This window comes from Paenibacillus zeirhizosphaerae, from assembly GCF_030705605.1.
Classification (GTDB): Bacteria; Bacillota; Bacilli; order Paenibacillales; family Paenibacillaceae; genus Paenibacillus; species Paenibacillus zeirhizosphaerae.
The window spans coordinates 1-12,984 of sequence record NZ_JAPCKK010000012.1; the positions used below are offsets into that span (position 1 = coordinate 1).

Consider the following 12,984-nt stretch of genomic DNA (forward strand, 5'->3'; position numbering starts at 1 on the left):
CATAGACAGACTCTCCTTTGCAATTTAGCTCTGCTTTGGATCGCAGGCCCTTATACTACCTGTATTGCCAAAGTAACCTAAGATATTGCAAGTACGTGGGAGTCTGTCTCGTTCATAATAACTGTTGGGGATGGTTCAGCCGGATAAGGATGTGTCTGAAGCAGCGGCCTACTCGTTACGCAGGCTTTCTGCCAGCCGCAGGAACGACCTGACAGCACTGAAAACGCGTTCGTCCGCTTCCGGCACGGACTCATGCACACCCGTCTGGAGGCCGGATATGCCTTCGAATTGGTGGCGCAGACTGCCGCCGATCGAGATCCATTCCGGGCAGTTCACGCCGTGCAGGTTGCGGACGATCGCCTGCAGCTGCAGCAGTGAGCTGATGCCAACCGGACCTCCGGCGGTGCTGGCGGTTAGCACGGCCTTGCCTTTAAAATGCGCCTGGCCCAGGTAGTCGAGCGCGTTTTTGAGCACACCACTGATACTGCCGTGATACTCCGGCGTAGTCAGCATGATGGCGTTAGCCTGTTCAAACGACTGCAGCAGCTGTTCTACGCCAGGATGCTGCAGATTTTCCGCTGTGGGAGAATAAAGCGGCAGCGGCGTATGGTACAGATGGATTATGCGGACTGTATGTCCTGACTCACGCATGATGGCTGCGGCATATTCCGCAAGCCCGCTGCTTGCTGCATGATTACGGTTGCTTCCTGTAAGGGCGACAATATTCATTAGAGATTCCTCCTGTATTCCTGTAAATTAGGCTTCTGTTAGCGTTGTGCTGTTTCTACTGGTATCTTACCTTACGGACGCAGCAGGGGGCGTCGGCAGAGGGATGTATCTTTGTATGGCGAAAAACGCTCAGCCGCAAGGCTGAGCGTCTACAACTTTAGGATGAGATGGAATGGGTATCTTAGCTGCTGATTCCGTTTTTTAAGGCGAAAATGGCCGCCTGCGTCCGGTCAGCAAGCTCCAGCTTGTCGAGCAGATGGCTGACATGGGTCTTGACCGTTTTTTCGGTGATGACCAGCTTCTCCGCAATCTCTCGGTTGTTCAATCCGTGGGCAATCAGGTCCAGCACTTCACGCTCCCGGGGGGTTAGCCGCTCCAGGTGCGGGTAGGATGGTTTGCCTCTTGCGGATGCATTCTCATCGTGCGGCTCTTCTCCGTACCGAAGCTCCCCTGCATGGTGTGGAGGGTTCGTATCCTGCATATTTTGACCCACTCTCAGCCCTTGGGCATCCGGGGAAGACATCAGTCTCATCAGCTCTCCCGCTGCGTCGGGATGGAGCTCAACCTTCCCTTGATACACCCTCCGGATGGCTTCCGCCAGCTCGGAAGGTTCGATATCTTTCAGCAAATACCCCTTAACCCCGGCCTGGACGGCGGGCAGGACATGGGCTCTGTCATTGAAGGAGGTCATGACGATCACCTTGATCTGCGGCTGTGCCGCCCTCAGCTCCCGAGCCGCCGCAATCCCGTCCATCATGGGCATGTTCAAGTCCATCAGAATCACATCGGGCAGCAGCAGTGCTGCCTGCTCCAGTGTCTCCGCTCCATTGGAAGCCTCACCGACCACCTCGATATCCGATTGGGTAGACAAAAACACCTGCAGTCCCTTGCGCACCATGGCATGGTCGTCGGCAAGCAGCAGTTTAATCATAATCAGGCTCCTCCCGTCATCGGATCTCTATCACTCAAACGGCCCAGAGGAATGGTGGCTTCCACGACGGTTCCGTTCCCGGCGCTGCTCGTAATTGTACAGCTTCCGCCTAGCGACTCGGCACGGTGCTTCATGTTGGCCAGCCCGTAATGCCCCCCTCCGGAGGCCGGATGCTTTAATACACCGCCGCGACCCTGATCCGCAATGCGCAGCACGGTCCGGTCTGGCAGGAGTGAAAGTCTTACATCGGCTGCTCTGGTTCCTGCATGTTTGACGACATTGTTCAAGGCTTCCTGCCCGATGCGCCAGAGCGCTTCCTCGACTGCTGGGGGAAGCTGCCGGACGCCCTCCATTTCCGTTTGAATCCGCAGTCCGAGCATGGATCCATATTCCTGCAACGCAGACAGCACACCGGCTTCCAGACCGGCGGGCCGCAGTTGCCGGATCAGGCTGCGCATCTCCTGCAGTGCGGTCTGCGACAGTTGGCGCATATCTCGGACGGCTGCGGCCGCCGGACCGTCGTTTTCTCCAGTGAGCATGGCTTCCACACCCTTGGCGGTCAGCGATAGAGAAAATAAAATTTGGCTGACCGAATCGTGCAAATCTCTTGCCAAACGGTTGCGCTCCTCCAGACGGGTCAACAGCCGTTGCTGTTCCTCCAGCTTCACCCGTTCCAGTGTGACGGTAATATGCTCCGCCACCGCCTCGATCACCACGGCATCCACCTGTGTGGCTTCTTCTTCCCTACTGCCGTTGCACCCGACAACCAGCACGGCCGACTGTCTGCACCATGAAGGCACAGCAGCTGCAAAGGCTGCTTTCAGTTGAGTTCCGTTGTCCCCTGTTGCCAGGCGCAACTCCGCCAGCTCAGCAGCTGATGCGCGCACGGGTCGGCTGTCTGCGGCGCCCCTTGTCAGCAGGCTCCGCAGCCGCTCCGTACCGGAACCGGCCTGATGGGACAGGCCGGTTCCGACATACAGACTCCGCAGGGTGTAACCGCCCTCTTCCGGCTCGAACAAGGCGGCCAAGGGCCACTCGGCGAACGTCTCGCCGAGCAGCTGTGTTACCCGGTCAGCCACCAGGTAGAGCATTGTGCCGGTTCCTGAGGCCATTTTAGCAAGTGCACCTCCGAATTCGCCTGCTTTGCTGAACAGCAGCGCTCGGCGCTGCTCCGCCTCGAACAGACGGATGCGCTCCAGTGCGCCTCCGATTTGCAGCGCTACGGACTGCAGGAGGGCCAGCTCGCTGTCTGTGAAGTGGTTTTTGCCTGGAGAAGCGACATTCATCAGGCCATAGCTGCGCTCTCCTGAGCGGAGCGGAACCGTGGCATGGTGAGTGATTCCCCCAGTATCCGCAGTCCGCTGCTCCTCGGCGTCTTCGAGCCGTTTGCAGTTCAGAATGTTAACGGCATTATGCAGTCGTCCGCCATGATACCGGTCCACGCACCAGCAGTTGCCGCATTTCATGGGCTGTTTATCCCTGTAAGTCAAAGCCGGCGGCAGATTCCGGTCGGCGGCAAATTCATATTCATGTGAGGTGTCCATCAGGAAAATCCAGCCTGTCGTCAGGCCGGTCAAATCCAGCAGTTGTTCGAGCACATTTTGCAGCATCGGCTGTAGTGTGCCTGAGTGATTCAAGGTTTCGGCAATGGTTTTCAGCGTGATGAGCTCCTGCATATGTGTAGGGTTGTTCATACGGATCCCCGCGCTTTCTTGTCATTTCTGAGTCGTTTTTATTATAGCATTGCCCCTACTGAAACTTAACATGGAATGGTTGTATTTATATGAATACGGATGTATAATAATACACAACTCAAGCAGAGCGGAATGGGGGAGCAGCATTTGAACAGCAAATTGAAAGTAGCAATCGTCGGTTCCACCGGCTACGGCGGGGTGGAACTGATTCGTTTTTTACAGCATCATCCGCAGGTGGACGTTGTCTCGGTGATCTCATCCTCCAGCAGCGGAACGCCCATTAACGAAGGCTTCCCGCATTTAACGGATATATTGGTTCAGGATCTGGATGGGGTTATAGTAGAGGAGATTGCGGCCAAGGCCGATCTTGTTTTTACCGCGACGCCGTCGGGTGTAAGTACAGAACTGGTCCCTCAGCTTCTGGATGCCGGTCTGAAGGTTGTTGACCTGTCGGGGGATTTCAGGCTGAAGGACGGCGCTTCCTATGAGCAATGGTACAAAAAGCCGGCTGCCCCCTCTGCTTATCTGGAACAGGCAGTATACGGGCTAGCGGAAGTGTATGGTGATCGTGCGGCGGGCGTGCCGTTCATCTCCAACCCGGGATGTTATCCGACAGCGACGCTGCTCGGTCTCATTCCGGCGCTCAAGGCTGGCTGGATCGACCACCGCAGCATGATTATTGATGCGAAATCCGGTGTATCCGGCGCGGGACGTGGCACCAGCCTGATGACGCATTTTGCCGAAATTAACGAAAATTTCAAAGCGTATAAAGTGAATAAACATCAGCATATACCGGAAATTGAACAGGTGCTTGGAGATGTGGCGGGAGAGACAGTTACAGTCACCTTCACTACTCAGCTTGTGCCTATGACGCGCGGCATTATGAGCACCATGTATGCGACACTGAACGGAGACTATACGGATCAGGATCTGGTGGATCTCTACAGGGAGTATTACAAAGGACGGCCGTTTGTGCGTGTCCGGAATGCGGGCGTATGGCCGGCCACGAAGGAAGTATCCGGCTCCAACTATTGTGACATCGGCTTTGCCGTCGATTCAAGGACGAACAGGGTGACGATTATTTCGGTCATTGATAATGTCGTTAAAGGCGCGGCAGGCCAGGCTATTCAAAATATGAATCTCATGATGGGATGGGAGGAAAACCTCGGGCTCGGCTTGACGCCGGTCTATCCGTAACGCGGATACGGGGGCACAACTATGGGGAAACAAATGTTCGAAATCGTGAGCGAAGGCTCGATTGTAACGCCGCGCGGTTTCAGTGCAGGCGGGCTGCATTGCGGCCTGAAGAAGACGGACCGCAACGATTTGGGGGCGATCCGCTGCGAGGTTCCAGCCACGGCGGCAGCCGTATACACCACCAACATTTTTCAGGCAGCGCCGTTGAAGGTAACACGGGAGAGTATGGCCGATGGCCGATTGCAGGCTGTTATCGTTAACAGCGGCAATGCCAACGCCTGCACCGGTCAACAAGGCGAGGAAGACGCCTACGCGATGCGTGCGGCAGCAGCGCGGGAGCTTGGCGTGGCTGAAAGTGATGTGGCCGTGGCATCCACGGGTGTCATCGGGGAGCTGCTGAAGATGGACTGTGTGCATGCGGGGATCCAAGGGCTGCCGGAGCAGATGAACGTTGACCGCGAAGGAGCTGAAGCCTTTTCGCAGGCGATTTTGACGACAGATCTGGTGAAGAAGGAGTCGTGCGTTTCGCTGGTCATCGACGGGGTAACAGTACATATCGCCGGTGCCGCTAAAGGCTCGGGTATGATCCATCCCAACATGGCAACGATGCTTGCCTTTATGACTTGTGATGCGGCAGTGGAGCAGGCGTCGCTGCAGCAGCTCCTGAAGCAGGCGACGGATACGACGTTCAACATGATTACGGTTGATGGTGATACGAGCACGAATGATATGCTGGTCGCCATGGCAAGCGGACTTGCCGGCAATCAGGAGCTGAATGCGGAGCATCCGGATTGGGAGGCCTTTGCCGAGGCATTTACATATGTGTGCCGTATTCTGGCCCAGAGCATTGCCCGGGACGGGGAAGGAGCGACCAAGCTGGTGGAGGTGTCCGTAAGCGGTGCGGTCAGTGAGCTGTCGGCTAGAGCGATTGCGAAGACCGTGATCGGCTCCAGTCTGGTCAAATCAGCCGTGTTCGGAGCGGACGCCAACTGGGGACGCATTATCGCCGCCGTTGGCCGTGCGGGAGAGCCGGTCAATCCGGAGACGGTCGATATCCGGCTCGGTGATATCATCGTGCTGAAGGGCTCACGTCCGGTCGTATTTGATGAAGAGGAAGCTCTTGCTTATTTGCGCGGAGACACGGTACGCATTGTTGTTGATCTGCATAACGGCGATGGTGCTGCTACCGCATGGGGCTGTGATTTGACTTATGATTATGTGCGAATTAATGCGGCTTACCGGACGTAAGCGGACTTATATATACCAGGAGTAGAGGAGGCATGCAATGAAAACCGCAGCGGACAATACAGCACAGACAGTGCCGGAACGGCTGCGCTCCAGCTTTGTCATGAAATGTGGCGGTAGCACGCTGGCTGCGCTGCCGGATTCCTTCTTCGACGATCTGGTGCACCTGCAGCGGGATGGCAGGCAGCCGGTCATCGTGCATGGCGGAGGCCCGGCCATCTCCGATACGTTGACGAAGCTCGGCATTGAGACCGAATTCGTCAACGGACTGCGCCGCACGACGGAAGAGGTGCTGGATGTGGTGGAAATGGTGCTGGCAGGCAGCATCAACAAGCAGATTGTACGCCGCATCATGGTGCGTGGTGGCAAAGCAGTTGGCCTGTCGGGTGCGGATGGTTCTCTGATTCAGGCGCAGCCGGTGGCGAACAGGGCAGAGGTCGGCTGGGTCGGGGATGTGACAGCGGTCAATGCGGAGCTGATCGGGGGTATTGTGGATATGGGCTATATGCCGGTCATCGCGCCGGTGGGCATCGATGCAGGAGGCCAGCGTTACAATATTAATGCCGATACGGCGGCAGGTGCGGTGGCATCCCACATCGGGGTGAGCCGGATGATCGTGGTGACAGATGTTCCCGGTATTATGCGGAATGTGGACGGCGTTAAGCAGGTGCTGCCTCTGGTGACGGTACAGGATATTGAGGATATGATCGGCACAGGCGAAATTTACGGCGGCATGATTCCGAAGGTGCGGGCGGCGGTTGCTTGCATCCATGGTGAAGTCCGTGAGGTTGTCATTGTGGACGGGACGGAGCCGCAGGTGCTCAGCCGTGTACTGAACGGGGAAAATATCGGTACGAGAATAGCCAGAACGTAACTCTATCTTTACTAAAAAATCAACCCGGCCGTAGTGTCGGCATGAACAGGAGCGTGAAGGATATGGCTAACGGGCACAATGGAACAGCAGGCGGAGCCACGGTGAAGGAAATGGCGGCAGGTCAAGCGCAGGAGAGTGCCTTGTTTCCCACATATGCAAGATACCCGCTGAGTCTCGTCAAAGGAGAAGGCAGTTGGCTGTGGGACGACCAAGGGAAACGCTACCTTGATTTCATGTGCGGCCTGGCGGTGACCAATCTGGGGCATGCGCCCAAAGCAGTGGCCGAGCGGCTGAAGCAGCAGATCGATACGTTGTGGCATGTATCGAATCTGTTTCATATTCCGGGTCAGGAGCAAGCCGCGCAACTGCTAACGGCAAATAGTTGCGCGGATGCGGTATTTTTCTGCAACAGCGGGGCGGAGGCGAATGAAGCCGCCATCAAGCTGGCGCGCCGTTACCACCAGAAGGTGAAGCAGGACGGAAGATATGAGGTTATTACGTTTACCCAATCCTTTCACGGACGGACACTTGCGACATTGACCGCTACCGGACAGGATAAAGTGAAGGAGGGCTTCCTCCCTCTGCCGGCAGGCTTCAAAAGCGTTCCGCTGCATGACAAAGCGGCTCTGAAAGCCGCGGTCAGTGATGTTACAGCCGCCATTATGCTGGAAATGGTGCAGGCCGAAGGCGGGGTATACCCGGTGGAAGCGGATTTTGTGGACTACATCGTGGAGCTGTGCCGCGAGCACGGGCTGCTGCTCATTATTGACGAAATTCAAACCGGCATGGGACGTACCGGCAAATTGTTCGCGCATGAGCATTACGGGATTGAGCCTGACATTTTTACCATTGCCAAAGGGGTAGGCAGCGGCTTCTCTGTCGGCGCGATGCTGGGCAAAGGGTATCTGCGCGAAGCCTTCACGGCGGGCAGTCACGGTTCCACCTTCGGCGGTACACCACTCGCGATGGCGGCGGTCAACGCAACAGTAGAAGTTATCGTGGGGGAAAACCTGGCGGCACGAGCGGCGGAAATGGGCGAATATTTTATGGAGCGTTTGAACAGCCGTTTTGCCAATATGCCTTTTGTCAAGGAAGTGCGGGGCAAGGGACTGCTCATCGGCGTTGAATGCGCGGAACCGGTGGGCGAGCTGGTGCTGGCCGGACAGGAGAAAGGATTGCTGTTTGTGACAGCAGGGCCCAATGTCATCCGTTTTCTGCCTAACTTGTATGTAACAAAGGAAGAGATTGACATGGCTGTGGGCATTGTTGCGGAAGTGATCGAAGCCCACACGGCTGCGGAAAAATAAACCGGCTGCAGGCCGAAAGGAGACTCTCTCATGAGCAAAACCGAAGAGAAGCTGAAGCTCGACCTGAAGGGGCGGGATTTTATAGAGCTGAACGATTTTACGACCGAAGAGATTCAATATCTGATTGATCTGGCGGTGGATATCAAGCGCAAGCAGAAGAACGGAGAACTGTATCAGCCGCTGCAGGGCAAGACGCTGGGCATGGTTTTTGAAAAATCCTCAACACGCACCCGCGTATCCTTCGAGGTCGGGATGTATCAGCTTGGGGGGCATGCCCTTTTTCTGAGCAAAAATGACATTCAGCTCGGCCGGGGGGAGATCATCAGCGATACGGCGCAGGTGTTGTCCCGTTACCTCGACGGCATCATGATCCGCACGTTCGGCCACAACAATGTTATTGATCTGGCGCGTTACGCCACGGTGCCGGTCATCAACGGATTGAGCGATTTGGCACATCCGTGCCAGGTGCTGGCAGACTATCAGACGGTGTATGAGAAGAAGGGCAAGCTGAAAGGCCTCAAGGTCGCTTATATCGGCGACGGCAACAACATGGCGCATTCCTTGATGATCGGCGGAGCCAAGCTGGGGATGCACGTATCCGTAGCCAGCCCTGCCGGTTATGAACCGGACAAAAATGTGGTGGCTGAGTGCAAAGAGATCGCCAAAGAAACAGGCAGCGAGATCGTGGTCACAGCCAGTCCGCAGGAAGCGGTCAAGGACGCTGATGTGATCTACACGGACGTGTGGGCGAGCATGGGCTTCGAGGAGGAGCAAAAGCAGCGTGAGGCGGCCTTCGCGTCGTATCAGGTGAACGAAGAGCTGGTCAAGCTGGCGAAGCCGGACTACCTGTTCATGCACTGCCTGCCCGCACATCGCGGGGAAGAAGTTACCGCTGGTGTCATCGACGGTCCGAATTCCGTGATCTTCGATGAGGCGGAAAATCGGCTGCACGCGCAAAAAGCGCTGCTCGTCGCTTTAATGGCTTAACAGTACAGCACCTAAAATATATATTTCAGGTCATGAATGGTACATGTAATTAACAATAGTATGGATGCACAGGGAGGAAGCGGTCTAATGGCAAAAGAAAAAATCGTACTGGCGTATTCCGGGGGTCTCGATACGTCGGTCATCCTGAAATGGCTGAAGGAAACCTATGACGCGGAAATTATTGCTTTTACAGCGGATATCGGCCAGAAGGATGAGCTGGACGGGCTGGAGGAAAAAGCGCTGGCAACCGGCGCATCCAAGGTATACATCGACGACCTGCGCGCCGAGTTTGCGAAGGATTTCATTTATCCGATGTTCCAGGCAGGGGCTTTGTATGAAGGCCAGTATCTGCTTGGCACAAGCATCGCACGTCCGCTGATCGCCAAGCGCATGGTAGAGATTGCGCAGGCGGAAGGCGCGACGGCCATCGCCCACGGTGCTACAGGCAAAGGCAACGACCAGGTGCGCTTCGAGCTGAACGCGGCGGCGCTGACGCCGGACATCAAGGTGATTGCGCCTTGGCGGCTGGAAGAGTTCCGCAATCAGTTCCCGGGAAGAGCGGAAATGATCGCTTATGCGGAAAAGCACGGCATCCCGGTCACCGCATCTGCGGCGAAGCCGTATTCCACAGACCGCAACCTGCTGCACATCAGTTACGAAAGCGGGGTGCTGGAGGATCCGTGGTTTGATCCGAGCACACCGGAGAACAAGGATATGTTCCTGCTGAGCAACGATCCCGAGGACGCGCCGGACACACCGGAATACCTGGAGCTTGAATTTGAACAAGGCAATTGTGTCGCGCTGAACGGCGAGCGTCTGAGCCCGCTGCAGGTGATGGAGAAGCTGAATGAGCTGGGCGGCAAGCATGGTATCGGCCGTGTCGATATGGTGGAGAACCGTTTCGTCGGCATGAAGAGCCGTGGTGTATACGAGACGCCGGGCGGTACCATCCTGTTCACGGCGCATCGCAAAATGGAATCCATTACGATGGACCGCGAAGTGATGAATCTGCGTGACAGTCTGATTACGAGATACAGCACGCTTGTGTACAACGGCTTCTGGTTTGCGCCGGAGCGTCTGGCATTGCAGGCACTCGTTGCGGAGAGCCAGAAAAATGTGACTGGCACGGTGCGCGTGAAGCTGTATAAAGGCAATGTCATCGGCGCAGGCGTGAAAAGTCCGGTCAGCCTGTACAATCCGGACATCGCCACGATGGAAGCCGATCCTACCCAGGCCTACGATCAAGGGGACGCAACCGGCTTTATCCGCCTGAATGCGCTCCGCTTGAAGGTGTATTCCGGTGTAAATCAGAATAAATAAGGCAGAGAGGGGGCAGCAGAATGAGCAAGCTGTGGGGCGGCCGTTTTACGAAGCAGACGAACAAGCTCGTGGAAGAATATACGGCTTCCATCAACTTTGATAAGACACTGGCTGAAGAGGACATTCAGGGCAGTCTGGCCCATGTCACCATGCTGGGCAAATGCGGAATTGTTCCGCAGGAGGATGTCGAGATCATTAAAGAGGGTCTGTTAAAGGTGCTGGAGCGCATCCGCAAGGGAGAGATTGAGTTCTCCGTAGCGGACGAGGATATTCACATGAATATCGAAAAGAATCTGATTGAAGAGATCGGTCCTGTCGGCGGCAAGCTGCATACAGGCCGCAGCCGTAACGACCAGGTGGCGACGGACATGCATCTGTACCTGCGCGGCCGTGTGGTTGCTCTTGTTGGCATGCTGCATGCGGTACAAGAAGCATTGATCGGACAGGCCAAGGAAAACATGGACACGATTGTGCCTGGTTATACGCATCTGCAGCGGGCGCAACCGATTCTGTTCGCCCATCATTTGATGGCGTATGTGTCTATGTTTGAGCGAGATATCGACCGGTTGAAGGATAGTTATAAGCGTATCAATATCCTGCCGCTTGGCGCAGGGGCGCTGGCCGGAACGACGTTCCCGATCGATCGTCATTTTGTGGCTGAGCAGCTCGGATTTGATGGTGTATACGAGAATAGTCTGGATGCGGTCAGCGACCGTGATTTTATCGTTGAATTCCTGGCCGCGGCTTCGCTGATCATGACCCATCTGTCCCGGCTCAGCGAGGAGCTGGTGCTGTGGAGCAGCACGGAATTCAGCTTTGTCGAGCTGGACGATGCCTTCTGCACAGGCAGCAGCATCATGCCGCAGAAGAAAAACCCAGATGTGCCTGAGCTGGTACGCGGCAAAACTGGTCGTGTCTACGGCAACCTGATGGGACTGCTAACTGTGCTGAAGTCCTTGCCGTTGGCCTACAACAAGGATATGCAGGAAGACAAGGAAGGCATGTTCGACACCGTGGCGACGCTGGAAGGCGCGCTGCAGTTGTTCGCGCCGATGATCGCCACGATGAAGGTCAACAAGGAGCGCATGCGCCGAGCGGTGAACCAGGACTTCTCCAACGCGACGGATATTGCGGACTTTCTGGTGGGTAAAGGGCTCCCGTTCCGCCAGGCGCATGAAGTGATCGGCAAGACGGTGCTGTACTGCATCCAGAACGGCAAATACCTGCTTGACCTGACCTTGGATGAGTTCAAGCAGTTCTCGGAGCTGTTTGACGACCGGATCTATGCTGTGTTGCAGCCGGAAGCGGTCGTGAACGCCCGCAACGTGTACGGCGGAACCGCCACTGCTCAGGTCACAGATGCGATCACGCGCAGCGAGAAAACGCTGCAAGCTACCGTGCACTGGCTGGAGCTCCGTCGGGGAAATGTGGAGGCATAATATTTAGAAGATCACAGTTGAAGCAAACAAGGAAGAAGCCCCAGGTGTCGAACTGAACTTTGACCCCGCAGGCTTCTTCCTTTTTCTGTTCAGACAGGCGCGTCTTCGGGTGTCCATCCATTTAAACCATGTGCGCCAGCACCAGACCGCCGTAAATGAATGCCGCCACAATCACCAGCGCGGGGTGAATCTTGCGCAGATTCATGGCCCAGAAGGCCACGGCTGCAATGCCGAGTGACTGCCACATGCCGATGGAAGCAAAGGACGTGGCGCCCATTTGCCAGGTCAGCACTGCCATCATGACTGCGATGACCGGCTGCACGAGCAGCGTCATGCCTTTGACGACCGGGGACTGCCGGTACTTGGCCATAATGCGCAGCAGGATGATCAGCGCGGCGGCCGACGGAACCACAGTGGCAGCAAGCGCAATCAGAGCGCCTAACCAGCCGGACACGTCATAACCGACAAAGGCGGCAATTTTGGTGGCAATCGGTCCGGGCAGAGCATTGCCAAGCGCCAGCATATTGGAAAATGCCTGATCATCTAGCCAATGATAGCGGGGTACAATTTCTTCATACATTAACGGGATCGAGGCGGGGCCTCCCCCATATCCCAGGACATTAGCAATAAAGAATCCAAGCAGAAGCTGCAGCCATTCGATCATAGACCCTCCTCCTTTTGCTTGCGGCGTGCCTTCATCTTCGCCAGAAGCCGGAAATGCACGGCTCCGTAAGCAAGAAATAGCACGATTACAATGGCCGGATGAATTTCAATGATCTGAAGCAGCAGCAGGGAAATGATAAAGAAGGCGATCCCCACATATTTGCCCAGTCCCTTGACAGCTTTCTCCCCGAATTCATAAGCCATGGTGCCGAGCATGACCGCCACGACAGGGGTCACCGCAGCAATCATGCCCGCGATGACCCTGGAGGTGCTCAGAAACTGCACGGCAGATAGCAGCGCAACCATGGCGATGCAGCTTGGCAGGATGTGGGCAAGCACCGCGATGATCGCGCCGAGAGCTCCTTTTTGCCGGTATCCGAGGTAGGCTGCCATTTTGGTTGCAATCGGTCCGGGCAGGGCGTTGGCAATCGCCAGCGTCTCTCCGAATTCATCGTCCTCCATCCACTGATAACGGGTGACGGCTTCGTAACGGATCAGCGGAATGACGGACGGTCCGCCGCCGTAACCGAGAATACCGGTGCGCATCATGGCGGCCGACAGATTCCAATAGGTTGTGCCTGATGATTTCATCGTCATT

At 56.0% G+C, this 12,984-nt stretch carries 12 protein-coding genes; 7 read left to right on the forward strand and 5 right to left on the reverse strand.

Annotation, left to right across the window (positions count from 1 at the left end):
* Positions 1-168: 168 nt before the first annotated feature.
* The 3 genes from OIN60_RS06780 to OIN60_RS06790 all read right to left on the reverse strand — a co-directional run bounded on the left by OIN60_RS06780 (position 169) and on the right by OIN60_RS06790 (position 3,354).
* On the reverse strand, positions 169-729 hold the full coding sequence (locus tag OIN60_RS06780) for an NADPH-dependent FMN reductase (protein ID WP_305754104.1): 561 nt from the start codon (positions 727-729) through the stop codon (positions 169-171).
* Between the two features lie 181 nt (positions 730-910).
* Positions 911-1,660, reverse strand: a complete 750-nt coding sequence (locus OIN60_RS06785; protein WP_305754105.1) for a response regulator — start codon at positions 1,658-1,660, stop codon at positions 911-913.
* Between the two features lie 2 nt (positions 1,661-1,662).
* Entirely contained in the window at positions 1,663-3,354 is a 1,692-nt protein-coding gene (locus OIN60_RS06790) for a GAF domain-containing sensor histidine kinase (protein WP_305754106.1), read from the reverse strand.
* Between the two features lie 147 nt (positions 3,355-3,501).
* Here OIN60_RS06790 and argC point away from each other — a divergent pair, with 147 nt between their 5' ends.
* The 7 genes from argC (at position 3,502) to argH (ending at position 11,723) form a co-directional block, all read left to right on the forward strand.
* Positions 3,502-4,551, forward strand: a complete 1,050-nt coding sequence (gene argC / locus OIN60_RS06795; RefSeq protein WP_305754107.1) for an N-acetyl-gamma-glutamyl-phosphate reductase — start codon at positions 3,502-3,504, stop codon at positions 4,549-4,551.
* A 21-nt stretch (positions 4,552-4,572) separates the two neighbouring features.
* Complete coding sequence (gene argJ, locus OIN60_RS06800; RefSeq protein ID WP_305754108.1) at positions 4,573-5,799, forward strand: bifunctional glutamate N-acetyltransferase/amino-acid acetyltransferase ArgJ; 1,227 nt, start codon at positions 4,573-4,575, stop codon at positions 5,797-5,799.
* 37 nt (positions 5,800-5,836) lie between these two features.
* Entirely contained in the window at positions 5,837-6,670 is an 834-nt protein-coding gene (gene argB / locus OIN60_RS06805) for an acetylglutamate kinase (RefSeq protein ID WP_305754109.1), read from the forward strand.
* Positions 6,671-6,780: 110 nt separating this feature from the next.
* Entirely contained in the window at positions 6,781-7,977 is a 1,197-nt protein-coding gene (gene argD, locus OIN60_RS06810) for an acetylornithine transaminase (RefSeq protein ID WP_305754152.1), read from the forward strand.
* A 30-nt stretch (positions 7,978-8,007) separates the two neighbouring features.
* Complete coding sequence (argF, locus tag OIN60_RS06815) at positions 8,008-8,964, forward strand: ornithine carbamoyltransferase (protein WP_305754110.1); 957 nt, start codon at positions 8,008-8,010, stop codon at positions 8,962-8,964.
* 87 nt (positions 8,965-9,051) lie between these two features.
* A complete protein-coding gene (locus OIN60_RS06820) occupies positions 9,052-10,284 on the forward strand; it encodes an argininosuccinate synthase (protein WP_305754111.1) in 1,233 nt (410 codons plus the stop codon).
* Positions 10,285-10,304: 20 nt separating this feature from the next.
* On the forward strand, positions 10,305-11,723 hold the full coding sequence (gene argH / locus OIN60_RS06825; protein ID WP_305754112.1) for an argininosuccinate lyase: 1,419 nt from the start codon (positions 10,305-10,307) through the stop codon (positions 11,721-11,723).
* Positions 11,724-11,844: 121 nt separating this feature from the next.
* Here the strand turns inward: argH and chrA are convergent, their stop codons facing one another.
* Positions 11,845-12,387 (reverse strand): chromate efflux transporter ChrA, encoded by a 543-nt coding sequence (gene chrA, locus OIN60_RS06830; RefSeq protein WP_305754113.1) that lies wholly within the window; start codon positions 12,385-12,387, stop codon positions 11,845-11,847.
* Entirely contained in the window at positions 12,384-12,977 is a 594-nt protein-coding gene (chrB, locus tag OIN60_RS06835; protein ID WP_305754153.1) for a chromate efflux transporter ChrB, read from the reverse strand. The genes chrA and chrB overlap by 4 nt, the downstream gene beginning before the upstream one ends.
* Positions 12,978-12,984 lie beyond the last annotated feature (7 nt).